Below are 25,251 nucleotides of genomic sequence, written 5' to 3'. Positions count from 1 at the left end.
GCCGATGGCGTATTCTATCAGGAACAAATGAGAATGTGTATTTGTTGAACTGGCGCATGGGGCGTTGATAAAGCGCAACAGGATTTGCAGTATGGAGTTCGACTCTCGGGGCTAGCCAATTTTTTTTTGCCATAGATAGGCAAAATATGGTATAAAGCGCGCCGGAAATGAAGTACGTTCTCTTCGAATCTGCGATTTGCGTTCGGCGAAGCGGGGTTTTTCCACTAAACTTTTTTTGTTAAATCACACACATTCCGACACATGTTCCGGGGTGCCCTCCAAGTTAGGGTCGGATGCATGGGGGATGTGGAGGCCTAACCCCATAGAGGATTATATAATGGCAACTGTATCAATGCGCGATATGCTGAAAGCTGGTGTTCACTTCGGTCACCAAACTCGTTACTGGAACCCAAAAATGAAGCCATTCATTTTCGGCGCACGTAACCGCGTTCACATCATCAACCTAGAAAAAACCGTACCTATGTTCAACGAAGCACTAGCTGAGCTAGTAAAAGTTGGCGAGAAAAAAGGTAAAGTTCTTTTCGTAGGTACTAAACGCGCTGCATCTGAAGCTGTTAAAGAAGCTGCTATCGCTAGCAACCAGTACTACGTAAACAACCGTTGGTTGGGTGGTATGCTGACTAACTACAAAACTGTACGTCAGTCAATCAAGCGTCTGAAAGAGCTAGAAGTTCAATCAACTGACGGTACTTTCGACAAACTAACTAAGAAAGAAGCTCTAATGCGTACTCGCGAAATGGAGAAGCTTGAGAAATCTCTTGGTGGTATCAAAGACATGGGCGGTCTACCAGACGCTCTATTCGTAATCGACGCTGATCACGAGCACATCGCAATCAAAGAAGCGAACAACCTGGGTATTCCAGTATACGCAGTAGTAGATACTAACTCTAGCCCAGACGGCGTTGACTACATCATCCCAGGCAACGACGACGCAATCCGTGCAGTTCAACTATACCTAAACGCAGCGGCAACTTCTCTTACTGAAGGCCGTAACAAAGACGTTGTAGCAGTAGCTGAAAAAGACGGTTTTGTAGAAGCTGAATAATAGCGGCTCTGTGTCACACTTGGCCTGTTTGCAACCTGTTTGTAGCACAGGCTAAGTTATAGTTAGCATCGGGGGCCGAAAAGTAGGCCCCTGATTTTTACCGTATCCAGAATTAACTGAGGAATAGAGAATGGCTGTTACTGCTGCTCTAGTAAAAGAACTGCGCGAACGTACTGGCGCAGGTATGATGGAATGTAAGAAGGCGCTTGTTGAGACTGACGGCGACATCGAACTAGCGATTGAAAACATGCGCAAATCTGGCGCTGCAAAAGCGGCTAAAAAAGCGGGCAACGTTGCAGCTGAAGGCGCAATTTTCATCAAAGACGAAAACGGTGTTGCAGTACTTCTTGAAGTTAACTGTCAAACTGACTTCGTTGCTAAAGATGGTAACTTCACTGCATTCGCAGACAAAGTTGCAGTTGAAGCGCTGGCATCTAAAGCGTCTATCGAAGAGCTACAAGCTAAATTCGAAGAAGAGCGTGTTGCTCTAGTTGCTAAGATCGGTGAAAACATCAACATCCGTCGCGTTCAGTACGTTCAAGGTACTGCAATTGCTTCTTACCGTCACGGCGAGAAAATCGGTGTTGTTGTTGCTGGTGAAGGCGACGCAGAAACTCTGAAACACATCGCAATGCACGTAGCAGCATCTCGTCCTGAGTACGTAAATCCAGAAGACGTACCAGCTGACGTAGTAGCGAAAGAGCGTGAAGTTCAAGTTGAAATCGCGATGAACGAAGGCAAGCCTAAAGAAATCGCTGAGAAGATGGTTGAAGGTCGCATGAAGAAATTCACTGGCGAAGTTTCACTAACTGGTCAGCCTTTCGTTATGGAACCTAAGAAAACGGTTGCTGAGATCCTAAAAGAGCGCGGCGCATCAGTTTCTACTTTCGTTCGTCTAGAAGTGGGTGAAGGCATCGAAAAAGCTGAAGGCCTAAGCTTCGCTGAAGAAGTAGCACTGGCTCAGAAAGGTTAATCCTTAGAGATTTGTGCAAAGATTAGACCGTGGCCATGGCTGCGGTCTTTTTACGAATAAACGGCCCATTTATTAGCCGTCATGAATTGGGATTGCTCACTGACGATGTAAAGTAACAGTGAGTGGTCAAGCGAAGAATGAAATTGGTGTCTAGACACTCAATCTCAACCCATGACTGTTAATCGACAACTCTCTTTTGGAAGGTAAACTCCATGACTACGAACCCAAAACCAGCGTATCAACGTATTCTGTTAAAACTGAGTGGTGAAGCTCTGCAAGGCTCTGAAGGTTTCGGTATTGATCCTGCAGTTTTGGATCGTATGGCGCAGGAAGTCAAAGAACTGGTTGAACTGGGTGTGCAAGTCGGCGTGGTGATCGGTGGCGGCAACCTGTTCCGTGGTGCTGGCCTTGCTGAAGCAGGCATGAACCGTGTTGTGGGCGACCACATGGGCATGCTGGCAACGGTAATGAATGGTCTAGCGATGCGTGATGCACTGCACCGCGCCTATGTAAACGCTCGCGTGATGTCTGCCATCCCACTCAAAGGAGTGTGTGATGACTATAATTGGGCAGACGCGATTCGCGAACTGCGTCAAGGTCGCGTGGTGATTTTCTCTGCTGGTACGGGCAACCCATTCTTTACTACCGATTCTGCAGCATGTTTGCGTGGTATCGAAATTGAAGCTGATGTGGTGCTTAAAGCGACGAAAGTGGATGGCGTCTTCAGTGCAGACCCGGTAGCCAATCCAGACGCAGAGCTGTATGATAAACTGGCTTACGCTGATGTTCTTGATAAAGAACTAAAAGTGATGGATTTAGCCGCATTTACTCTGGCTCGCGATCACAAAATGCCTATCCGTGTATTTAATATGAATAAGCCAGGCGCTCTACGTCGCGTGGTGATGGGTGAAGCAGAAGGTACGCTGATTAGCTAGTAAACCTGAGTTGGCGTCATTCGTGTGTCGGATGGCGTTTCGCTTTACTGAACCCTTGTAAGCTTTCTTCAGGAAAGATGACATTTTTTTAAGGTGAAACCGTGATTAACGAAATCAAAAAAGACGCGCAAGAGCGCATGGAAAAAAGTGTTGAAGCGCTGAAAAATACTCTGTCTAAAGTTCGTACGGGTCGTGCGCATCCAAGCCTACTTTCTGGCATCTCTGTCGATTATTACGGTGCTCCGACACCACTTAACCAAGTGGCTAACGTAGTTGCTGAAGATGCTCGTACTCTGGCGATCACGGTTTTTGATAGAGAACTGACGCAGAAAGTCGAAAAAGCGATCATGATGTCTGATCTGGGTCTAAACCCAATGTCAGCCGGCACCATCATCCGTGTTCCACTGCCACCGCTAACGGAAGAGCGCCGTCGTGACTTGGTTAAGATCGTTCGCGGTGAAGCGGAAGGTGGTCGTGTTGCGGTACGTAATATTCGTCGCGATGCGAACGGCGATCTTAAAGCGCTACTAAAAGATAAAGAAATCTCTGAAGATGAAGAGCGTAAAGCACAAGACGAGATTCAAAAGCTGACCGATGCCGCAGTGAAGAAGATCGATGATGTTCTTGCTGCCAAAGAAAAAGAGTTAATGGAAGTTTAATACTTCCGTTTACATCACTGTTGGAAAACGCTGTGCTCGCAGCACAGCGTTTTTTTGTGTTACCCTGTCCAACTGATGGAACTCGACTAATTCTCTATGCAAAATTCTCAACTCTTCGTGGAATCTCTTCCAAAGCATATTGCCATCATCATGGACGGTAATGGTCGCTGGGCCAAGTCCAAAGGTCAACCACGCGTTTTTGGTCATAAAAAAGGCGTCAGTGCTGTACGCAAAACCATCGCGGCGGCCTCTAAGCTCAATATTCAAGCTATTACACTTTTTGCTTTCAGTAGTGAGAACTGGCGTCGTCCCGAAGACGAAGTCGGCTTACTGATGGAGCTTTTTATCACTGTGCTCTCCAGTGAAGTAAAGAAGTTACATAAGAATAACCTACGTTTACGCATCATCGGCGATACCAGTCGTTTTAGTGAACGACTACAAAAGAAAATTGCCGAGGCGGAGACACTCACCGCAAGCAACACTGGGATGATGATTAATGTTGCCGCGAATTATGGCGGTAAGTGGGATATCGTTCAGGCGGTGCAAAAACTCGCGCAACAGGTCGAGCAAGGAAAGCTAGGAGCCAGCGATATTGATGAGGATAAAATTGCTCAGCATCTGACGATGGCTGATTTACCGGATGTCGATCTTCTGATTCGCACGAGCGGTGAATGTCGCATCAGCAACTTTATGCTTTGGCAAATGGCCTACGCAGAAATGTACTTTACGCCGGTCTATTGGCCGGACTTCGGTGAAGATAGCCTCGTGGAGGCGATCACTTGGTTTGTTAATCGTGAGCGACGTTTCGGTTGCACGGGAGAACAAATCAAAGCCCTGATGAGTACACAATAAGGATCATTCAGTTTGAAACAAAGAATAATAACCGCACTCATTCTTGCACCTTTGGTCATTTTAGGGATTTTTCAGTTATCTCTGCCGTTATTTATCGTCGCGCTAACCTTAGTGCTACTCGCTGGTTTTTGGGAGTGGACACAATTTGTCGATACTGGCTCTCGTGTGAAAGCGATGATCCCAGCAGTCATTGCCACCGTGGCAAGTTTTTTTCTCATCTCTCCCGAATCGGTCAGTCTTAACCATATTGGTTGGCCGCATCTGCTGATACTGAGTGCGGGCACAACATGGTGGCTCTATGCCAGTGTGCTTGCGATTACTTACCCCAAGTCGACACAAACTTGGCAAGGCAGTAAGCCACTGCGCCATTTATTTGGCTTTCTCACTCTGATCCCCTTTTTATGGAGTGTGATTATTTTGCGCGCGAGTGAGATAGATACTTCTCCGTACCATGGTGCGAAGCTAGTGATGTTCGTCTGCTTGTTGGTCTGGGCAGCAGATAGTGGTGCCTACTTTGCTGGTAAAAGTATGGGTAAGCGTAAAATGGCGCCCAATGTGAGCCCCAACAAAACGATTGAGGGTTTAATTGGTGGCATTGTGACCGCGATCGTGGTCGGCTGGGTATTTTCCAAACTGTTTGACATCCACTTTGCCAGCCCGATGCACATGATTTTAATTACCTTTGCCACAGTGGTGATTTCCGTATTGGGTGATTTAGTGGAAAGTATGTTTAAGCGTGAGTCTGGAATCAAAGACAGCAGCAATATGATCCCAGGTCATGGTGGAATTTTGGATCGCATTGACAGCCTAACGGCAGCGTTTCCTATCTTCGCCCTTCTTTATCTCTTGTTCTGATTTTTAAGGGGGAGATGAGGCATTTCCCCTTTGCTTCTTTATTCGGTCAACAGTTATGCAAAAGCTAACGATTCTTGGTGCAACAGGCTCAATTGGAGCCAGCACACTAAAAGTGGTGGAACAAAACCCAGAACACTTTACTGTGGTCGCTCTAGCTGCGGGTTCCAATGTGGAAAAAATGCAGCAGCTTTGCGAAAAATGGCAACCGCAGTATGCAGTAATGGCTTCGGCGGAAGCGGCGCAGCGTTTACAGCGCTTACTGGTCAGTTCGTCGCCGCAGACCCGGGTTTTAGTTGGGGAAGAAGCGATGTGTTACGTGGCATCGCTTGATGAAGTCGACTGCGTGATGGCTGCGATTGTCGGAGCTGCCGGTTTGTTGCCAACGATGGCTGCCGTTCAAGCGGGTAAGCGCATTCTGCTGGCGAACAAAGAAGCGCTGGTGATGTCCGGGCAACTCTTTATCGATGAAGTCGCCAAATCGGGCGCACAATTGCTACCAGTCGACAGTGAACACAATGCGATTTTTCAGTGTTTGCCACAGGCAGTACAAACTAATTTGGGCCGCTGCGATCTCGCTATGCACGGCATTCGCCACATTCTACTCACGGGTTCCGGTGGTCCATTTCGTTATACCGATGTAGCCGCCTTAGAAAACGTGACCCCAGAGCAGGCGATTGCTCACCCTAACTGGTCTATGGGGCGAAAAATCTCGGTCGATTCCGCCACCATGATGAACAAAGGGTTGGAATACATTGAGGCCAAGTGGCTGTTTAATGCCAGCAAAGAGCAGCTTAAAGTGATCATTCACCCCCAATCAGTGATTCACTCCATGGTGCAGTACATCGATGGTTCGGTACTGGCGCAGATGGGAGAACCTGATATGGTGACCCCAATCGCGTTGACGCTATCCTATCCTGAGCGTATTCCAACTAACGTTAAACCATTGGATTTTAGTCAAGTCGGTGAGCTAACGTTCATTCAGCCCGACTTTGCCCGTTATCCTTGTCTTGAATTGGCGATGGATGCGTGCTATCTCGGCCAGCAGGCGACCACGGCGCTCAATGCCGCCAACGAAGTCACCGTGCAAGCCTTCTTAGAACATCAGCTTAAGTTTACAGACATTGCTCGTATTAACGAGCGAGTACTCAACCGCATTTGCCAACAGAGTTCGGCGCATCATGTGGATAACTTGGAAAGCTTGCTTGAGCTGGATAAAATAGCCAGAACCTTTGCCGTTGAAGCCATTAGAGAGTGTATACGATGACGGATATTGTATGGAATTTAGCCTCTTTTATTGTTGCCCTGGGCATTTTGGTGGCAGTGCATGAATTTGGCCATTTTTGGGTGGCACGTCGCTGTGGCGTGAAGGTGGAGAAGTTCTCCATTGGCTTTGGCAAGTCAATTTGGAGTAAAACCGGTCAAGATGGCACCGAGTATAGCATTGCTATTATTCCGCTCGGTGGTTATGTCAAAATGCTTGATGGCCGAGTTGATGAGATTGAGGATGCAGAGAAACAGTTTGCCTTTGATCGCAAGCCGTTGTGGAAACGCACGGCGATTGTCTCTGCTGGTCCAATCTTTAATTTTCTGTTCGCTATTTTTGCCTATTGGCTGGTTTTTTTGATTGGCGTACCTGCGGTTAAGCCGGTGGTTGGTCAGGTAACCGCCAGTTCTATTGTCGCTCAGGCAGGAATTGAGTCAGGCATGGAACTTAAAGCGGTTTCCGGTATCAAAACACCCGATTGGGAATCAGTTAACATGCAGTTAATTTCTCATATTGGCGATTCCAGTATGACATTGACGGTATCGCCAGCCGACGAAGTTGGCTTTGAGCGTACCCTTGTTGTCGATATCCGAAACTGGGAATTTGATCCAGAGAACGAATCGGCGATGCAATCTCTTGGCTTTAAACCTTACACCCCAGAGATAATGACCCGTCTGGCGAATGTATCTCAGGGGAGTGCGGGTGAGCGAGCTGGGCTACAAATTGGTGATAAGTTTATTGCGATAAATGGTCAAGCGATCACATCTTGGGAACAAGTGGTGAACTGGGTGCGTAGTAATCCAGGCCAAGCCATTGAGGTTGACGTGGAGCGCAATGGCGGCACGCAACGTCTCACCATGACGCCGGATAGCCGAGAGAGCAAAAGTGGTGAATCGATCGGCTTTGCAGGGATTGCTCCTGAAGTCGCACAATGGCCAGAAAGTTATCGCTTCGATTTGCAATTTGGTGTATTCGAGTCTTTCGACAAAGCCGTAGAGAAAACGAGCCAGGTGATTGACTTGACGGTCAGTATGTTGAAAAAGCTGATCACGGGTGATGTGGGGCTGAATAATCTGAGCGGGCCGATTTCCATCGCTAAAGGCGCTGGGGCGACAGCCGATTACGGTTTGGTCTATTTCCTCGGCTTTTTGGCGCTGATCAGTGTCAACTTGGGCATTATTAACTTGGTGCCTCTGCCGATGTTGGACGGTGGGCACCTGCTGTTTTTCGCCATTGAAGCCGTCATCCGTCGCCCTGTTCCTGAAAAAGTGCAGGAAATAGGATACCGTATCGGTGCGGCGGTGATTTTTTCGCTCATGGCGTTAGCCTTATTTAACGATTTTACACGTCTGTGATGGTTCAGAGACAAAGAGCAGTAGCAAGGAACAATTAGAACAATTATGGCGATCAAGCAAATTCTGTTCGCAACATTATTGGCCACCAGCGTATCCGCGAACGGCGCCCAAAACTTTGTTGTACAAGACATTAAAATTGAAGGTTTACAACGTGTTGCACTGGGTGCAGCACTACTAAAAATGCCAGTCCGTGTGGGTGACACGCTAGAACAGCAAGATGTCGCCGGCATCATCCGTGCGCTTTACGCTTCCGGCAACTTTGAAGATGTGAAAGTGCTGCGTGATGGCAATGTACTGGTTGTGCAAGTGAAAGAACGCCCAACCATTGCCAGCATCTCTTTTTCTGGCAACAAAGCGATCAAAGAAGAGCAACTTAAGCAAAACCTTGATGCGTCTGGCATTCGTGCTGGTGAAGCGCTTGACCGCACCACGTTAAGTAACATTGAAAAAGGGCTGGAAGATTTTTACTACAGCGTCGGTAAATACAACGCTTCGGTTAAAGCGGTCGTCACGCCCCTGCCTCGAAATCGCGCAGACCTGAAGTTTGTCTTCAGTGAAGGCGTGTCTGCCAAAATTCAGCAGATCAATTTTATCGGCAACGAAGTGTTTTCTGATGAAACCCTGTTGTCGCGTTTTAACTTGAACGTGGATGTGCCTTGGTGGAATTTCCTCGCTGACGAGAAGTACCAAAAGCAGGTGCTTGCAGGCGATATTGAAGCGCTGAGAACTTATTACTTGGATCGCGGTTATCTCAAGTTTGCTGTGGATTCGACCCAAGTTTCTATCTCTCCCGATAAAAAAGGCGTGTACATTACGTTGGGCCTGAAAGAAGGTGAACCTTACTCAGTGAAAGAGGTGAACTTTCGTGGTGAACTGATTGGTAAAGAAGAGGAGTTCAAAGCGCTAGTGCCATTTGAATCGGGTGAAACCTACAACGGTTCTATGGTCACTACGTTGGAAGAAAACATCAAACGTGTGTTGGGTGAAGCGGGCTACGCCTACCCGAAAGTCAGCACCATCCCTGAGTTTGACGACGAAAACAAGCAAGTCTCGCTGGTCATCCATGTTGAAGCGGGTAATCGAATCTATGTGCGTGACATTCGTTTTACGGGTAACAACTCCACACGTGACGAAGTGCTGCGTCGTGAGATGCGCCAGATGGAAGGCAGTTGGCTCAACTCCAAAGCGATTGAAACGGGTAAGAGCCGATTGAATCGTCTTGGTTTCTTTGAAACCGTGGACGTGCAAACTGTGCGTGTTCCTGGCAGTGACGATCAGGTGGATTTGGTTTACAACGTCAAAGAGGCCAACTCAGGAAGCGTCAACTTTGGTGTGGGCTTTGGTACGGAATCCGGCGTCAGTTTCCAAGTTGGTCTACAGCAAGACAACTTCCTTGGTTCCGGCAACCGCGTTGGCATCAGCGCGATGACCAACAAGTACCAGAAGAACATCAGCTTGGATTATCGCGACCCTTACTGGAACCTAGATGGTGTCAGCTTAGGGGGGAAAGTTTTTTACAACGAATTTGAAGCGTCTGAAGCGGGTATCGTTGACTACACCAACCAAAGTTACGGGGCCAACTTAACTTGGGGCTTCCCGTTTGATGAACTCAACCGCTTCGAACTTGGTGTGGGCTATACCCACAACAAGATCGGTAACTTGTCGCCTTACTTGCAAGTGGAGCAGTTCCTGCAAGCGCAAGAGTCGAACATAGATTCAAGTGGGGCACTCAATACCAACGATTTTGACATTACACTATCGTGGACGCGCAATAACCTCAACCGTACCTACTTCCCAACGGCGGGGAACCATCAGCGCGCGTTTTACAAAATGACCGTTCCGGGCTCTGACGTGCAGTACTTTAAGATGCAGTACGACGTGAGACAGTACATTCCATTGACCAAAAAACACGAGTTCAGCCTGCTGCTGCGCGGACGTTTAGGTTATGGTAACGGCTATGGGACAACCAATGGCAACGACAACCTGTTCCCGTTTTATGAGAACTACTACGCCGGCGGTTTTACCACGTTGCGGGGTTTTGGTTCCAACTCAGCCGGTCCGAAGGCGGTTTATCGTGATTACAGCGGTTCAAACAACGGATCCGACACCGCAACCAATGATTCAGTTGGTGGTAACGCTATCGCATTGGCAAGCCTGGAACTGATTGTCCCTACGCCATTTGCTTCGGACGAAGCACGTAATCAAGTACGTACGAGTTTGTTCTTTGATATGGCGAGTGTTTGGGATACCGAGTTTGATTACCGCAGTGCTGGCGCGGATTACGGTAACCAATATTACTACGACTACTCAGATCCGACGAAATATCGTTCGGCCTATGGTGTTGCGTTGCAGTGGATGTCACCGATGGGACCGTTGGTCTTCTCCTTAGCTAAACCCGTTAAAATTTACGAAGGTGACGACGAAGAATTCTTCACTTTCACAATCGGCAGAACCTTCTAAACAGAGGATATAATTTTGAAAAACATGATCAAAGCGGCTGGAGTTAGCCTTCTACTTCTGAGTTCTTCTATGTTTGCCAATGCGGCAGAAGCAGCGCAAAAGATCGCTTACATCAATACCGCTCAGGTATTCCAAGCTTTGCCGCAGCGTGAAGTGGTGCTACAGAAATTGCAGGAAGAGTTCAAAGATAAAGCGGCAGAGCTACAAGCGATCCAAGCGGAAGCAAAAATTAAAATTGAAAAATTGAAACGTGACGGTGAACTGCTTGGCCAAGACGAAGTGGAAAAACTGCGCATTGAAATTGGCCAGCTCGACAGCAAATATAAAATTAAAGCGCAGGCTTTAGAGCAAGCAAGCGCTCGCCGTGAAGCGGAAGAGAAGCAGAAGCTATTTAAAGTGATTCAGGATGCGGTGAAAGCCGTGTCTGAAAAAGAAGGCTATGATTTAGTGATTGATACCACAGCGCTTCAATATGGTAACCCTGAGTACAACATCTCAGAGAAAGTGATTAAAGCAATCAAATAATAATCGTTATGAAGACACTGACATTAGCTGAATTAGCAACAATAACCGGGGGAGAGTTACACGGCGATGCAACGGCAACCGTATCGCAGGTAACTCCAATGGATAAGGCGCAAGAAGGGGATGTGACCTTTCTGTCGAATCCGAAATACGCCAAACACTTAGCTGACTGCCGTGCCACGCTGGTCATGGTTAAAGCCGATCAACTTATGCATTGCAGTGGCAATGCGCTGGTGGTGAATGATCCTTATGTCGCTTTTGCTAAAGTGGCACAAGCATTAGATACCACACCAAAACCCGCGGAGGGTATCGCGCCATCAGCGGTGATAGCGGCTGATGCTAAACTCGGGCAAAACGTTGCCGTGGGGGCCAACGCTGTGATCGAAAGCGGCGTTGAACTTGGCGACAACGTCATTATTGGTGCTGGCTGTTTTATTGGCAAAAACGCCAAGTTAGGCAACAATACTAAGCTTTGGGCTAATGTCACTATTTATCATCAAGTGCAAATCGGTACAGACTGCCTGATTCAATCGGGGTCGGTGATTGGCTCGGATGGTTTTGGCTATGCCAATGATAAGGGTGAGTGGATCAAAATTCCTCAGCTTGGCACCGTTCGCATTGGTAACCGGGTAGAGATCGGCGCTTGTACTACCATAGATCGTGGCGCGCTCGACGATACGGTGATTGAAGATAACGTCATCTTAGATAACCAGTTGCAAATCGCGCACAACGTGCACATCGGATATGGTACCGTCATGCCGGGTGGTACAGTCGTCGCTGGCAGTACTCAGATTGGTAAGTACTGCGCTATTGGTGGCGCTTCCGTTATCAATGGACATATTTCCATCGCCGATGGTGTCACCATTACTGGCATGGGCATGGTGATGCGCAGTATTGATGAAAAAGGCATGTACTCGTCTGGCATCCCGCTTCAAACCAACAAAGAGTGGCGAAAAACCGCCGCTCGTGTTCATCGCATTGATGAGATGAACAAGCGTTTGAAAGTGGTTGAAAAGCGCCTTGGCGAGCAAGAGAAAGCAGAATAATTAAGTGATTTCTCTGTAAAGACTCGCGAACTGCGAGTCTTTTTCTTCTATAATGGCGCGCTATATATACAGTATTGATATAGGAATAAGACTTTGACTACTGAAAAGAGAACGATGAATATCACTGAAATTCAGGCGCTTTTACCTCATCGCTACCCATTCTTGATGATTGACCGTGTTATCGACTTCCAGGAAGAAAAATATCTTCACGCTATCAAGAACGTTTCGGTAAACGAACCTCAGTTTACAGGTCATTTTCCTCAACTTCCGGTTTTTCCAGGCGTGTTGATTCTGGAGGCCATGGCTCAGGCAACTGGCCTGCTGGCCTTTAAATCATTTGGTGCTCCGTCTGAAAATGAGTTGTACTACTTTGCCAGCGTCGATGGCGCCAAGTTCCGCAAACCCGTTCTTCCAGGTGATCAACTCATCATTGAAGTGGAGTTCTTAAAAGAGCGCCGTGGCATTGCTGCCTTTACGGGTGTTGCAAAAGTCGACGGAGACGTGGTTTGTTCCGCAGAACTGAAGTGTGCGCGTAGAGAGTTTTAATATGATTGATGCAACGGCACAAATCCACCCAACCGCAGTGATTGAAGCAGGCGCTGTTATTGGCGCGAATGTTAAAATTGGTCCATTTTGCTACGTAGACAGTAAAGTGGAAATTGGTGAGGGCACGGAACTACTTTCTCATGTGGTAGTGAAAGGCCCAACCAAGATTGGTAAAGACAACCGTATTTTCCAGTTTGCTTCTATTGGTGAAGCTTGCCAAGATCTGAAATACGCTGGTGAAGACACCCAACTGATTATCGGCGATCGCAACACCATCCGTGAAAGTGTGACCATGCATCGTGGAACGGTTCAGGACAAAGGCATTACCATTGTCGGCAGTGACAACCTGTTTATGATTAACGCCCACGTGGCGCACGATTGTGTGATTGGCGACCGTTGTATCTTCGCCAACAACGCGACGCTGGCAGGTCACGTGAACATCGGCAACCAAGCCATCATCGGCGGTATGTCAGCGATTCACCAGTTCTGCCATATTGGCGATCACTGTATGCTGGGCGGTGGCTCTATCGTCGTACAGGATGTACCGCCTTATGTGATGGCGCAGGGCAACCACTGTGCACCTTTTGGCATTAACGTTGAAGGGTTAAAGCGCCGTGGTTTCGAGAAGAAAGAGATCTTGGCGATTCGTCGTGCATACAAAGCGCTTTACCGCAGTGGTTTAACGCTCGAAGCGGCCAAAGAAGAGATTGCCAAAGATGTAGAGGAATTTCCAGCGGTGGCTCTGTTCCTTGATTTCTTGGAAAAGTCGCAGCGTGGCATTATTCGCTAATTACGCCTTGTTGCAATAATGATTAAAAGATCGCCGTCTGAGATGGCGGTCTTTTTGCGTTTTTAGCGTTCGATAAAAAGAAGGTGAGCAAACATGCTAAACAAGCCACTACGAATTGGTATCGTTGCGGGCGAACTGTCCGGAGATACCTTGGGTGAAGGCTTTATTCAAGCAGTGAAAGCGCGCTACCCGAATGCCGAGTTTGTCGGCATCGGTGGACCAAAAATGATCGCGCAAGGCTGTCAGTCGCTGTTCGACATGGAAGAGCTGGCGGTCATGGGGTTGGTCGAGGTACTGGGTCGATTGCCACGTCTGCTCAAAGTGAAAGCTGAACTGGTTCGCCACTTCACGCAAAATCCACCGGATGTGTTTGTTGGCATTGACGCGCCTGATTTTAATCTGCGCCTAGAGCTTGATCTCAAGAATGCAGGCATCAAAACCGTGCACTATGTCAGCCCATCCGTCTGGGCATGGCGGCAAAAACGCATCTTCAAAATTGCCGCCGCCACTCATCTGGTGCTGGCTTTTCTACCATTTGAAAAAGCGTTTTACGACAAATTCGATGTGCCTTGTGAGTTTATCGGCCACACGCTGGCGGATGCGATCCCCCTTGAGTCTGAGCCAGTGCCTGCCAGAGCACTGCTTGGTCTTGAGCAAGAGAAAAAATGGTTGGCGGTACTTCCCGGCAGCCGTGGCAGCGAGCTGAAAATGTTGGCGCCGACCTTTATCGAAACCTGTAAATTGCTGCATCAACAATATCCTGAACTCGGTTTTGTGGTAGCGCTCGTCAACCAAAAACGCCGCCAGCAGTTTGAGCAAGCATGGCAGCAATATGCGCCGGAACTGGAGTTCAAGCTAGTCGATGATACCGCGCGCAACGTCATCACCGCCGCGGATGCCGTGCTGTTGGCTTCGGGGACCGTTGCACTCGAATGCATGTTACTCAAACGGCCAATGGTGGTGGGTTACCGCGTGAATGCATTGACGGCCTTTTTAGCCAAACGTCTGCTTAAAACGAAGTATGTCTCACTGCCGAATATTTTAGCTGGTGAAGCGCTAGTCAAAGAATATTTGCAAGATGACTGTACGCCGCAAAATCTCTTTGCGGAAGTCTCGCGCTTACTTGAAGGCAACAATCAATCGATGCTGAACAAGTTTACCGAAATGCACCATTGGATTCGCAAAGACGCGGATCAGCAAGCCGCCAACGCGGTGTTGAACCTGATTGAGAATAGAGATTAAACATGGCGGTTAAAGCGAAAGCCACCAAGGCAAAAGTAGAATTTCCACCGTTCGAATACCCTGCAGGCTATCAGTATGTGGCGGGGGGGGACGAAGTGGGCCGCGGTCCATTAGTGGGAGATGTCGTCACCGCGGCGGTCATTTTAGACCCGAACAATCCGATTGCAGGGCTCAACGATTCAAAAAAACTGAGTGAAAAAAAACGCTTAGCCTTGTTTCCTGAGATCAAGGAGAAAGCACTCGCTTGGGCGGTTGGCCGCTGTACGCCAGAAGAAATTGACCAGCTCAACATCTTGCAAGCCACCATGGTGGCGATGCAGCGTGCGGTTGCCGGTTTAGCCGTGACGCCCGATTTGGTGCTGATTGACGGCAACCGTTGTCCTTCCCTTTCTATGGATAGTCAGGCCGTCGTCAAAGGCGATTTGCGTGTTGCTGAAATCAGTGCTGCATCGATCATCGCTAAAGTGGTGCGCGACCAAGAGATGGAAGCGCTCGACAAGCTGCATCCTGAATTTGGTTTCGCCCAGCACAAGGGCTATCCAACGGCTGCCCATTTTGCGGCCATCGAGCAGCACGGTGTGATTGCGCAGCATCGAAAAAGTTTTTCCCCAGTGAGAAAAGCGCTCGAAAAGAAGCAGTGAAGAGAGTTGGTGGGTGGTAAACTCGCGCTCCGATAGTAGAATTAACCCGAAAATTAGCACAAACGGTATCGATTGATGTCAGATCCCAAATTTATCCATCTTCGCATTCACAGTGATTTTTCGATGGTGGACGGTATTAACAAAGTCTCGCCTTTGGTAAAGAAAGTTGCGGAATTTGGCATGCCAGCCATGGCGCTCACCGACTTTACCAACCTCTGCGGTTTGGTGAAATTCTATGGATCCGCACATGGTAATGGCGTCAAACCGATCGTCGGCGCAGATTTCAAAATGCAGTCCGAAGAATTTGGCGAAGAGTTGACCAGTCTCACCGTGTTAGCCGCCGATAACATAGGCTACAACAATCTTACCTTATTGATCTCAAAGGCCTATTTGCGCGGTCATGTGCAGCACCAACCCGTGATTGACAAAGCTTGGCTAGCGGAGCTCTCAACTGGATTGATTGTGCTCTCTGGTGCGCGTAATGGCGAAATTGGTAAAGCGCTGCTGAAAGGCAACAGTGCCTTAGTTGATAGTTGCGTGGCGTTTTATCAGCAGCATTTTCCAGATCGCTTTTATCTAGAACTTGTTCGTACTGGGCGTAGCGACGAAGAAACGTATCTGCATTTTGCGGTTGAATTGGCAGAGCAAACCGATCTGCCCGTGGTAGCGACCAACGAAGTGGTGTTTATCAGCGAAGATCTGTTTGATGCGCACGAAATTCGTGTGGCCATTCACGACGGCTACACGTTAGAGGATCCGCGTCGTCCGAAAAATTATAGTCCGCAGCAATACTTGCGCAGCGAACAAGAGATGTGCGAGCTGTTTGCTGATATTCCAGAAGCGTTGGAGAACAGCGTCGAAATCGCGAAACGCTGCAACGTGACCGTTCGCCTCGGTGAATATTTTCTCCCGGCTTTCCCAACCGATGGCATGGCGGAAACCGACTACTTAGTGATGAAATCCCGCGAAGGATTAGAAGAGCGTTTAGCGTTCCTTTTCCCCGATCCCGAAGTGCGTGCCCAGCGCCGACCTGAGTACGACGAACGTCTGCAAATCGAGCTAGACGTGATCAACCAAATGGGCTTTCCCGGCTACTTCTTGATCGTAATGGAGTTCATCCAATGGTCAAAAGACAATGCGATTCCCGTAGGGCCAGGACGAGGCTCGGGTGCCGGTTCGCTGGTCGCGTATGCGCTGAAAATCACCGATCTGGACCCGCTTGAATACGATCTGCTGTTTGAACGTTTCCTCAACCCAGAGCGCGTATCCATGCCCGATTTCGACGTCGACTTTTGTATGGATAAGCGGGACCAAGTCATTGATCATGTTGCTGAAATGTATGGCCGTGATGCGGTGTCACAAATCATCACCTTCGGTACTATGGCGGCAAAAGCGGTTATCCGTGACGTTGGTCGTGTTCTTGGTCATCCATTTGGTTTCGTTGACCGTATTTCAAAACTGGTGCCGCCCGATCCGGGCATGACGCTAGAAAAAGCGTTTAAAGCCGAACCTGCGCTGCCTGAACTGTATGAAGCCGATGAGGAAGTGAAAGAACTCATCGACATGTGTCGCATTTTGGAAGGTTGTACGCGTAACGCCGGTAAACACGCCGGTGGTGTGGTTATTTCACCGACCACAATTACCGACTTTGCGCCAATTTATGCAGATGCGGAAGGGCATTTCCCCGTCACGCAGTTTGATAAGAACGACGTTGAAACAGCGGGGCTGGTTAAGTTTGACTTCTTGGGGCTGCGAACTCTGACCATTATTGACTGGGCGTTAGGGTTGATTAACCCGCGCTTGGAGAAAGAAGGCAAACCGCCAGTCCGTATTGAATCCATCCCTCTAGAAGATCCGGCGTCGTTTCGCCTATTACAAAACTCAGAGACCACGGCGGTATTTCAGCTCGAATCGCGCGGGATGAAAGAGCTTATCAAACGTCTTCAACCGGACTGTTTTGAAGACATCATCGCACTGGTGGCCTTGTTCCGTCCGGGGCCGCTGCAATCGGGCATGGTGGATAATTTTATCGACCGTAAACATGGCCGAGAAGCGATCTCTTACCCAGATGAAAAGTGGCAACACGAGTCACTAAAAGAAATACTCGATCCAACTTACGGCATCATCCTCTACCAAGAGCAGGTCATGCAAATCGCTCAGGTCTTATCGGGTTATACCCTAGGCGGAGCGGACATGCTACGCCGGGCGATGGGTAAGAAAAAGCCGGAAGAGATGGCCAAGCAGCGTGCAACTTTCGAAGAAGGCGCGGTGAAGAACGGAGTTGATGGCGAGTTGGCGATGAAAATCTTCGACTTGGTAGAAAAGTTCGCCGGTTACGGCTTTAACAAATCGCACTCCGCGGCGTATGCACTGGTTTCTTACCAAACCTTGTGGCTTAAAACCCATTATCCAGCTGAATTCATGGCAGCGGTAATGACGGCCGATATGGATAACACCGAAAAAGTAGTAGGTCTGGTAGACGAATGTTTTCGCATGAAACTCACCGTGTTGCCGCCAGACATCAACTCTGGTTTATACCGTTTCAACGTGGATGAAAACGGTGCGATTGTTTACGGCATCGGGGCCATCAAAGGGGTGGGTGAAGGACCGATCGACGCTATTTTAGCCGCGCGCAATAAAGGTGGTCACTTTAAAGATCTATTTGATTTCTGCGCGCGCATTGACCTTAAAAAAGTTAACAAGCGGGTGATTGAAAAGCTGATTTACGCCGGCGCGCTAGACAGGTTAGGCCCGCATCGCGCGGCGATGATGGCCTCGCTGGATGACGCGGTTAAAGCGGCGAGCCAGTATCACCAAGCGGAGGCGTTTGGTCAGGCGGATATGTTTGGTGTCTTGACCGATGCGCCGGAAGAGGTAGAGCACAAGTACATTCAGGTTGAACCTTGGCCGGAAAAAGTGTGGCTGGAGGGGGAACGTGAAACGTTAGGCCTTTATCTGACTGGGCATCCGGTGAATGCTTATCTGTCGGAACTTAATAAGTACACCAGTTGTCGATTAAAAGATGCAACGCCGACTCGGCGCGATCAATCGTTGACTTTAGCCGGGCTGGTGATCGCCGCGCGAGTGATGACCACTAAGCGCGGTACGCGCATCGGCATAATGACCTTAGATGATCGCAGTGGCCGCATGGAAGTGATGTTGTTCTCAGATGCACTTGAACGGTATGCAGAACTGCTGGAAAAAGATAGAATTCTGGTGGTTTCCGGACAGGTCAGCTTTGATGACTTCAATGGTGGCCTTAAAATGACGGCTCGCGAAGTCATGGACCTCGGTTCGGCGCGGGAAAAATACGCCCGAGGCGTGTCCGTTTCTGTCACTGCATCACAGATTGATGACCAGTTTTTTGCGCGCTTTAGTCGGATCTTAGAGCCACATAAAGCCGGAACGGTTCCTGTCAATGTATACTACCAGCGTGCCGACGCCAGAGCGCGGTTAACATTGGGCACGGAATGGCGAGTAACGCCTAGTGATACATTACTTGATGACTTAAAGATGTTACTTGGTAAAGACCAGGTAGAACTCGAATTTAACTAAATTTGGCGTAATATGCCGAATCAACAAGGATTCATAGATGAGCCTCAACTTTCTAGAATTTGAAAAGCCGATTGCTGAACTAGAAGCAAAAATCCAAGCCCTGCGTGATGTCTCGCGTCACGGAGGCGACTCAGCCATTGACCTTGGTAAAGAGATTGAGCAGCTTGAGAAGAAAAGCTTAGAGCTGAAAAAGAAAACCTTTGCTGATTTAGGGGCTTGGGAAACAGCACAATTGGCACGTCATCCACTGCGTCCCTATACGCTGGATTACGTTAAGCACGTTTTTGAAGAGTTTGACGAGTTGGCTGGCGATCGTGCTTACGCTGACGACAAAGCGATCGTGGCGGGTATGGCACGCCTAGAAGGTCGCCCGGTGATGATCATCGGCCATCAAAAGGGTCGTGAAACCAAAGAGAAAGTGAAACGTAACTTTGGTATGCCAAAACCAGAAGGCTATCGTAAAGCGCTGCGTTTAATGAAAATGGCAGAACGCTTCAATATGCCGATCATCACCTTTATCGATACCGCTGGGGCTTATCCTGGTGTTGGCGCCGAAGAGCGCGGTCAATCGGAAGCGATTGCCACCAACCTCAAAGAGATGGCAGGCCTAACGGTTCCGGTTATTTGTAACGTGGTGGGTGAAGGTGGCTCTGGCGGCGCGCTGGCGATTGGTGTCGGTGATTACGTTAACATGCTGCAATACTCAACTTATTCGGTTATTTCACCAGAAGGCTGTGCGTCGATTTTGTGGCGCGATTCCGATAAAGCGCCACAAGCCGCTGAAGCGATGGGGCTAACGGCGCCACGTTTGAAAGAACTTGAGCTGATTGATGAGATCATCGAGGAACCACTCGGTGGTGCGCATCGCGATCACGTGCAGATGGCCGCCAATATGAAGGCCACTTTGCTTCGCCAGTTGGCTGAACTTGAGCAGTTTGATAAAGACGTGTTGCTAGAGCGTCGTTACGCGCGTCTGATGAACTACGGTTACTGCTAATTTAACCGCTATCTTATACAATCAAGGGCTGAACATTCTCGTTCAGCCCTTTTTATTTTTGTCCACGAGAAGAATGCATGGAGTCTATCTATCACCGTTTCACAAAAGTCATTGAAGAGCATTTGCTGCCAGCCTCGCGCCTAGTTGTCGCTTTTAGTGGCGGTGTCGACTCAAGGATCTTGCTTGAGTGCGCTGCACGTTTCGCTTTCGAGCAGCAAAGGCAATGTGTTGTGGTGCATGTCCACCACGGTTTAAGCGACAATGCCGATCTGTGGAGCCAGCGCTGTGTCGAATGGTGTCAGGAGAAACAGCTCTCGTGTGTGGTGGAGAAAGTGCAACTTGAGCTGATGGCTGGCGACAGCGTAGAAGAGCGGGCCAGACAGGCGCGTTATCAGGCGCTCGCTAAGCACCTTGAGCCGGGCGACCTGCTTCTCACGGGTCAGCATGCAGATGATCAAGTCGAAACCTTTCTCCTTGCCCTCAAGCGCGGCAGCGGTCCGAAAGGGCTTTCAGCGATGGCCCAATGCACGCCGTTTGCGCACGGTTTTTTGCTCCGCCCCTTGCTGTCGGTCGCACGCTCGGAAATTGAATTGGCTGTTCAACAACTCAGGTTGGAATGGGTTGAAGACGAAAGTAACCTAGATACGCGCTACGATCGCAATTTTCTGCGCCAAGAGGTGCTGCCGAAAATCACGCAGCGTTGGTCCGGTTTCGCTAGCGCAGTTCAGCGCAGCGCGCAGCTGTGTGCTGAGCAAGAAAGTTTGTTAGACGAGCTTTTATCGCCCGTTTTGGCTCGCGCTTTACAAGCGGATCACAGCCTAGCGTTAGCGGTGCTTGGTCAACAAAGCGAGCAAGCGCGACTTCGCCTGCTGCGTATGTGGTTGGCATCGCTCGGCCAGCCGATGCCAAGCCGTCAGAACTTGCAGATACTGTGGCAACAAGTCGCCATTGCCAAGGCCGATGCCAATCCGATCTTACAGCTCGGGCAAGGACAGGTGCGCCGATTCAATCAGCGTCTTTATTTTGTGGCGCAGAGTGGCGATATCAGCCAGTGGCGAGCTGAGATTAAACTGAGCCAATCCTTGACCTTGCCAGATCATCTTGGCGTTTTAGCGTTAGAACATACTCCAGGCAGAGGGCACTTGGCTCTTCCTCCTGCTGGCGAAAAGCTCTATGTGACTTTTGACCCTGAGGGATTAAGCGCCCATCCAGCAGAACGTGGACATCGGCGCAAAATGAAGAAACTGTTTCAAGAATACCAAGTACCGAGTTGGCTACGACGCCGCACCCCGATACTTATGTGTGCAGATAGGGTGGTTTCGGTTGCCGGATTGTTTGTTGACCGTGAATTTATTGGTCAGGATTGTGAGCTCTTTTGGCGCAAGTAATCCAAATTCATGTAAAAATCGTAAGGATATAAGTTTTGGGCGCCGTCTCGTTGGATCGTCAGTGGTATTGCCCATAAACCTTGACCAATACAGATAAAAAGGAAAAGCAATGAAGAAAGTCGCAATCGGTCTGGCTCTTGGATTGGGCCTAATCAGTGGAAGTGTGATGGCAGGTGATATCGCAGCAGGGCAAGCTAAATCGGCCATTTGCGCGGCGTGTCACGGCGCGGATGGTATGGCGGTCATTCCAGGTTACCCGCACCTGAAAGGTCAGAATGAGCAATACATAGTGTCATCGATTAAGGCGTACAAGAACAAAGAGCGTACAGGTGGTTTGGCTGTGGTGATGCAGGCGCAGGCTGCGATGCTCAGTGATGCCGATATTGCTAACGTTGCCGCTTACTACGCCAGCTTGAAGTAGTGATCGCACAAACCAATACCCATCGCCAGAGCTTATGCTCTGGCTTTGTTATTAAGCCAAAGGAAACGTGGTTTTCTGATTGAATGTTGCTGATTGCTCATGAATAATAAGCAAATCAATGAAAGTTTAAGGGATGAACATGAAAAAGATTGAAGCGATTATCAAGCCATTTAAGCTCGATGATGTCCGTGAAGCGTTGGCGGAAGTCGGCATTACTGGTATGACGGTGTCTGAAGTGAAAGGCTTTGGTCGTCAGAAAGGCCACACTGAGCTTTATCGCGGCGCTGAGTACATGGTGGACTTTTTGCCGAAGGTGAAGCTGGAAATCGTGGTGAATGAAGACGTCGCGGATAAATGCGTCGAGACCATTATTGAAACCGCGCAAACGGGCAAGATCGGTGATGGTAAGATTTTCGTCACTAACGTCGAGCGGGTAGTGCGTATCCGTACTGGCGAAGAAGACGAAGACGCAATCTGATTCAAAGCAACATAAGGAGCCGTCTGGCTCCTTTTCTTTTTGCCCAATACTAAGCCGCGTGAGTGCAATGAAAAAACGTTCCCTACTCCTGTATCCTACTTTTTTTGTTGTTGCGGGCTATTTTGCCTTTCACACTATCTTTAATATTCCCGAACAGCCAGAGATGGTCACCATCGCTGATGGGGCAATTAATTTGCAACTAGATTGTCTGCATAGCCACAGCAGGCAGAGTATTGACCAGCAGGGGGAACTGACACTGTTGGTGTGGAATATTTACAAACAAAACCGCCGCAATTGGAGTACAGCATTGAGCGAGTACGCTGATGGGGCGCAACTGGTACTGCTGCAGGAAGCGAGTTTAGATGATCCCCTCAAACGTTGGGTAGCCTCTGGAGGTTGGCATGCACAGCAAGTGAATGCGTTTAAGGCGTTTAACAAAAGTGCGGGGGTTTTGACTTTAGCCAAGCACAAACCGGTTTTAGTGTGCGGATACACCCAGTTAGAACCTTGGTTACGTCTACCCAAATCGGCACTCTATTCCGAGTACCCACTCTCCGACGGCAGCACGCTGGCTTTGGCGAATATACACGCAGTGAATTTTACCTTGGGCGTGCAAGCCTACCAGCAGCAAATTGATGCCTTAGTTAATGCGCTCACCAAGCATCAAGGCCCGGTGATTCTGGCGGGCGATTTTAATAGCTGGAATGAGGAGCGCTGGAGCACATTGCAGGATATCGTTGAGAAATTAGCGCTGCAAGAAGTGGTCTTTCAGCCTGATTTACGTACGCGTTTTATCACTGGCCGAGTGTTGGACCATGTTTTCTATCGAGGACTCACGCTAGAGAAAGCGAAAGCGCCCACAACGGACGCTTCCGATCATAATCCTTTATTGGTGAGCTTTAAAATATCAGCAGAGACAGCGCCCAAATAAGGTAATAACCCAGCCAAGGTAGGGCGGAAATCACCAGAGCTTGCCCGCGTTCAAATTCAGTCCAGGTCAGCACGGCCGCATAACCCAGCACAATGTACCAAGGCAGAAGCAAAGGCAATCCGCCTGCAAACGATGACCACTCGTTGGTAAGTGGCAATTTGATCAAACCATTTAAGCTGTTTAAGTCAGCCGCGTAGCTGACTACTTGGCCATGTTTGAGCAGCAAACTGGCGTAACTGGCGAGATCGCCAATCAAGGCAGGAAACGTAATGACAGAGGCGGCGGCAAACCACTTCCAAAAACCATGCTGATGTTGACTCGGTTTGGTGGCTAAAGTGAACCAAAAAGCCAAGAACAAAATCGTCAACGTTCGGCTAAGAATGTCACTGATGATCTCACTGGCCATCAACGTATTGGGATTGTCGAGAAATTTTAATTGTTCTGGATTGATCTGCTCAAATTGTGGCGAGAGTACCGAAGTCAGCCATTGAAAATCCACGTTAGAGAAATAGGCGCCCCAAAATAGAAAAGGGCTAAGAATCAGCAGAACATAGGGCAGCCATCCCCAAGCGCCTCGTTGATAGAGTGCTAAAAAGCACGCTGTCGGCGAGCGGAAGATGTCAAAGAGCATGACAAAAGGGTTACTGGATGGATTCATACACTTACCTTAGTAACATCAACATAAAGTTTAAGTTTTTGACCTGGTTTCAGGTATTTTTGATTTTGCAGAGCATTCCATTTAACAATATCGGTGCTCTTTACTTTGAATCGGCTGGCGATCGTACTGATGGTGTCACCGGCACGCACTTGATAAAAGACCGTGCGGATCACCGCGCCTTCACTGCTGTCTTTCCAGATCACCAGTTCTTGCCCAACGCGTAGTGTGTCTCTTGGCCCCATCCCATTCCATTTCGCCAAGGCTTGATGGGAGACTTTGTTTGCTTTGGCAATGCTCCACAAACTATCGCCATTTTGTACCACATGGGTCAGCTTATATTTGCCCCTTTCGGTCGCTTGGGTTTTTGCCAAGCGATTTTGCGCCGAGAGAGTGTAAGCGCTGACTTCTTTGGTTGACGTTGGGATCATCAAGTACTGACCGACGCGAATGGTATTGCCAGTTAACGTATTCGCGGTACGAATCACGTCGCTGGTGGTGTTGTATTTACTTGCCAGCACGCTCAGGGTATCGCCTGCGCGCACTTTATAACGCACCAATTTCAACCCTTTACCGCGATTTTCTTCCACCTTGGCGAGAAATTGTTCACTTTTGTCGATGGGAATCAGCAGTTGAAACGGACCATCAGGGGCGGTTGACCACTGATTGTAGGCTGGGTTGTAACTCTGTAACTCTTTGACTGGCATGCCCGCGTATTGCGCGGCAATCGCTAGATCGAGCTGTTCCCCCGGATCGACCAATTGCAGCACTGGCTGATTAGCGATGGGCGGAATTTCTATACCATATTTCTCTTTATTGGCGACAATGTCTGCTAATGCCAGCAGTTTCGGCACATAGCCACTGGTCTCTTTAGGCAGATCAAGCGAGAAAAAATCGGTTGGTTTGCCCAGTTTAAGATTTTTACGAATCGCGCTGGAGACTCGACCGCCACCACTGTTGTAAGCCGCGATAGCATGATTCCAGTTGCCATCAAAACGATTGTTGAGGTAGGTGAGATAATCCAATGCGGCATCGGTCGCCGCCGCGACATCACGTCGGCCGTCATACCAGAAGTTTTGCTCAAGGCCATACATCTCTGCGGTGCCTGGAACAAACTGCCACAAACCAGCCGCGCTGCCATGCGAATAGGCAAAAGCGTCAAACGAGCTTTCCACCACGGGCAGAAGGGCCAGCTCCAGCGGCAGTCCACGCTGCTCAATTTTCTCAGTGATGAGATAAAGGAACGGTTTGGCACGCTCTGAGACGGTTTTCAGGTGATTTGGATGATTGAGATACCAAGTTCGATAGTAATCGACTTTTTTATGCTGCGGTACTTCCAGCGTCAGTTGCATGGCGATGCGCTGCCAGATATCTGCTTGGGTTTGCGGTGTGACAATCGGTTGCTCGACCTGAGTGTCATTTTTCACCTTGCCGCTTTGGCCGGGAAGATTGTCCGTTGCCACGGAAGTGTGTTGCTCTGCATCCGGGCTATTGGTTTCAGGTGTTGAACTGATATTGCTATCTGGCTGCGTGATCTGACAGCCTGCCAATAAGAGTGCCAACACCCAACTGTACTTTAAACGCATGGGTCCAGCCTGTTAACTTTTGGGCTGCTGATAA

23 protein-coding genes are annotated in these 25,251 nt (G+C 48.9%); 21 read left to right on the top strand and 2 right to left on the bottom strand.

Going from position 1 to position 25,251, the window contains the following annotated elements; genetic code table 11:
* Nucleotides 1–337 precede the first annotated feature (337 nt).
* The 21 genes from rpsB to UF06_RS09385 all read left to right on the top strand — a co-directional run bounded on the left by rpsB (nucleotide 338) and on the right by UF06_RS09385 (nucleotide 22,976).
* Complete coding sequence (gene rpsB, locus UF06_RS09485; RefSeq protein ID WP_045570230.1) at nucleotides 338–1,066, top strand: 30S ribosomal protein S2; 729 nt, start codon at nucleotides 338–340, stop codon at nucleotides 1,064–1,066.
* 130 nt (nucleotides 1,067–1,196) lie between these two features.
* Nucleotides 1,197–2,039 carry a translation elongation factor Ts gene (gene tsf, locus UF06_RS09480; RefSeq protein WP_039433451.1) on the top strand — a complete coding sequence of 281 codons (843 nt, stop codon included), beginning with the start codon at nucleotides 1,197–1,199 and terminating at the stop codon, nucleotides 2,037–2,039.
* Between the two features lie 212 nt (nucleotides 2,040–2,251).
* Entirely contained in the window at nucleotides 2,252–2,974 is a 723-nt protein-coding gene (gene pyrH, locus UF06_RS09475) for a UMP kinase (RefSeq protein ID WP_039430292.1), read from the top strand.
* Nucleotides 2,975–3,075: 101 nt separating this feature from the next.
* On the top strand, nucleotides 3,076–3,633 hold the full coding sequence (gene frr / locus UF06_RS09470) for a ribosome recycling factor (RefSeq protein ID WP_039430291.1): 558 nt from the start codon (nucleotides 3,076–3,078) through the stop codon (nucleotides 3,631–3,633).
* Between the two features lie 96 nt (nucleotides 3,634–3,729).
* On the top strand, nucleotides 3,730–4,485 hold the full coding sequence (locus UF06_RS09465; RefSeq protein WP_045570229.1) for an isoprenyl transferase: 756 nt from the start codon (nucleotides 3,730–3,732) through the stop codon (nucleotides 4,483–4,485).
* 12 nt (nucleotides 4,486–4,497) lie between these two features.
* Nucleotides 4,498–5,340: a phosphatidate cytidylyltransferase gene (locus tag UF06_RS09460; protein ID WP_045570228.1), complete on the top strand. Its 843-nt coding sequence runs from the start codon at nucleotides 4,498–4,500 to the stop codon at nucleotides 5,338–5,340.
* 55 nt (nucleotides 5,341–5,395) lie between these two features.
* Nucleotides 5,396–6,604, top strand: a complete 1,209-nt coding sequence (ispC, locus tag UF06_RS09455) for a 1-deoxy-D-xylulose-5-phosphate reductoisomerase (RefSeq protein ID WP_045570227.1) — start codon at nucleotides 5,396–5,398, stop codon at nucleotides 6,602–6,604.
* Nucleotides 6,601–7,959: a sigma E protease regulator RseP gene (gene rseP, locus UF06_RS09450; protein ID WP_045570226.1), complete on the top strand. Its 1,359-nt coding sequence runs from the start codon at nucleotides 6,601–6,603 to the stop codon at nucleotides 7,957–7,959. Before ispC ends, rseP begins: the two co-directional genes overlap by 4 nt.
* A 45-nt stretch (nucleotides 7,960–8,004) precedes the next feature.
* Nucleotides 8,005–10,419 (top strand): outer membrane protein assembly factor BamA, encoded by a 2,415-nt coding sequence (bamA, locus tag UF06_RS09445; protein WP_045570225.1) that lies wholly within the window; start codon nucleotides 8,005–8,007, stop codon nucleotides 10,417–10,419.
* A gap of 15 nt (nucleotides 10,420–10,434) precedes the next feature.
* Nucleotides 10,435–10,944 (top strand): OmpH family outer membrane protein, encoded by a 510-nt coding sequence (locus tag UF06_RS09440; RefSeq protein ID WP_045570224.1) that lies wholly within the window; start codon nucleotides 10,435–10,437, stop codon nucleotides 10,942–10,944.
* Between the two features lie 8 nt (nucleotides 10,945–10,952).
* Nucleotides 10,953–11,987 (top strand): UDP-3-O-(3-hydroxymyristoyl)glucosamine N-acyltransferase, encoded by a 1,035-nt coding sequence (lpxD, locus tag UF06_RS09435; RefSeq protein ID WP_045570223.1) that lies wholly within the window; start codon nucleotides 10,953–10,955, stop codon nucleotides 11,985–11,987.
* Nucleotides 11,988–12,080: 93 nt separating this feature from the next.
* Entirely contained in the window at nucleotides 12,081–12,533 is a 453-nt protein-coding gene (gene fabZ / locus UF06_RS09430; RefSeq protein ID WP_082069656.1) for a 3-hydroxyacyl-ACP dehydratase FabZ, read from the top strand.
* Nucleotide 12,534: 1 nt separating this feature from the next.
* Nucleotides 12,535–13,323, top strand: coding sequence for an acyl-ACP--UDP-N-acetylglucosamine O-acyltransferase (gene lpxA, locus UF06_RS09425; RefSeq protein ID WP_045570221.1), 789 nt, complete (start codon nucleotides 12,535–12,537; stop codon nucleotides 13,321–13,323).
* Between the two features lie 93 nt (nucleotides 13,324–13,416).
* Nucleotides 13,417–14,565 carry a lipid-A-disaccharide synthase gene (gene lpxB / locus UF06_RS09420; protein WP_045570220.1) on the top strand — a complete coding sequence of 383 codons (1,149 nt, stop codon included), beginning with the start codon at nucleotides 13,417–13,419 and terminating at the stop codon, nucleotides 14,563–14,565.
* Nucleotides 14,566–14,567: 2 nt separating this feature from the next.
* Nucleotides 14,568–15,206, top strand: coding sequence for a ribonuclease HII (rnhB, locus tag UF06_RS09415; protein WP_045570219.1), 639 nt, complete (start codon nucleotides 14,568–14,570; stop codon nucleotides 15,204–15,206).
* A gap of 75 nt (nucleotides 15,207–15,281) precedes the next feature.
* Nucleotides 15,282–18,761, top strand: coding sequence for a DNA polymerase III subunit alpha (gene dnaE / locus UF06_RS09410; protein WP_045570218.1), 3,480 nt, complete (start codon nucleotides 15,282–15,284; stop codon nucleotides 18,759–18,761).
* Nucleotides 18,762–18,798: 37 nt separating this feature from the next.
* On the top strand, nucleotides 18,799–19,758 hold the full coding sequence (accA, locus tag UF06_RS09405; protein WP_039430271.1) for an acetyl-CoA carboxylase carboxyl transferase subunit alpha: 960 nt from the start codon (nucleotides 18,799–18,801) through the stop codon (nucleotides 19,756–19,758).
* A 77-nt stretch (nucleotides 19,759–19,835) separates the two neighbouring features.
* Nucleotides 19,836–21,146: a tRNA lysidine(34) synthetase TilS gene (tilS, locus tag UF06_RS09400; RefSeq protein ID WP_045570217.1), complete on the top strand. Its 1,311-nt coding sequence runs from the start codon at nucleotides 19,836–19,838 to the stop codon at nucleotides 21,144–21,146.
* Nucleotides 21,147–21,255: 109 nt separating this feature from the next.
* Nucleotides 21,256–21,567 carry a cytochrome c gene (locus tag UF06_RS09395; protein WP_045570216.1) on the top strand — a complete coding sequence of 104 codons (312 nt, stop codon included), beginning with the start codon at nucleotides 21,256–21,258 and terminating at the stop codon, nucleotides 21,565–21,567.
* A 139-nt stretch (nucleotides 21,568–21,706) separates the two neighbouring features.
* Entirely contained in the window at nucleotides 21,707–22,045 is a 339-nt protein-coding gene (glnB, locus tag UF06_RS09390; protein ID WP_039431618.1) for a nitrogen regulatory protein P-II, read from the top strand.
* 67 nt (nucleotides 22,046–22,112) lie between these two features.
* Entirely contained in the window at nucleotides 22,113–22,976 is an 864-nt protein-coding gene (locus UF06_RS09385; protein WP_045570215.1) for an endonuclease/exonuclease/phosphatase family protein, read from the top strand.
* On the opposite strand, the gene UF06_RS09380 is transcribed toward UF06_RS09385, so the two are convergent.
* Together UF06_RS09380 and UF06_RS09375 are read right to left on the bottom strand one after the other, a co-directional pair.
* Complete coding sequence (locus UF06_RS09380) at nucleotides 22,945–23,634, bottom strand: YIP1 family protein (protein ID WP_045570214.1); 690 nt, start codon at nucleotides 23,632–23,634, stop codon at nucleotides 22,945–22,947. The two genes, UF06_RS09385 and UF06_RS09380, sit on opposite strands and share 32 nt — an antisense overlap.
* A complete protein-coding gene (locus UF06_RS09375; protein ID WP_045570213.1) occupies nucleotides 23,631–25,217 on the bottom strand; it encodes a LysM peptidoglycan-binding domain-containing protein in 1,587 nt (528 codons plus the stop codon). Before UF06_RS09375 ends, UF06_RS09380 begins: the two co-directional genes overlap by 4 nt.
* Nucleotides 25,218–25,251: the final 34 nt, after the last annotated feature.

Origin of the sequence: Vibrio sp. S234-5, assembly GCF_000960595.1 — a bacterium.
Classification (GTDB): domain Bacteria; phylum Pseudomonadota; class Gammaproteobacteria; order Enterobacterales; family Vibrionaceae; genus Vibrio.
Note: the sequence above shows the minus strand (reverse complement) of the source record. Positions and strands in the feature narration are given on the sequence as shown.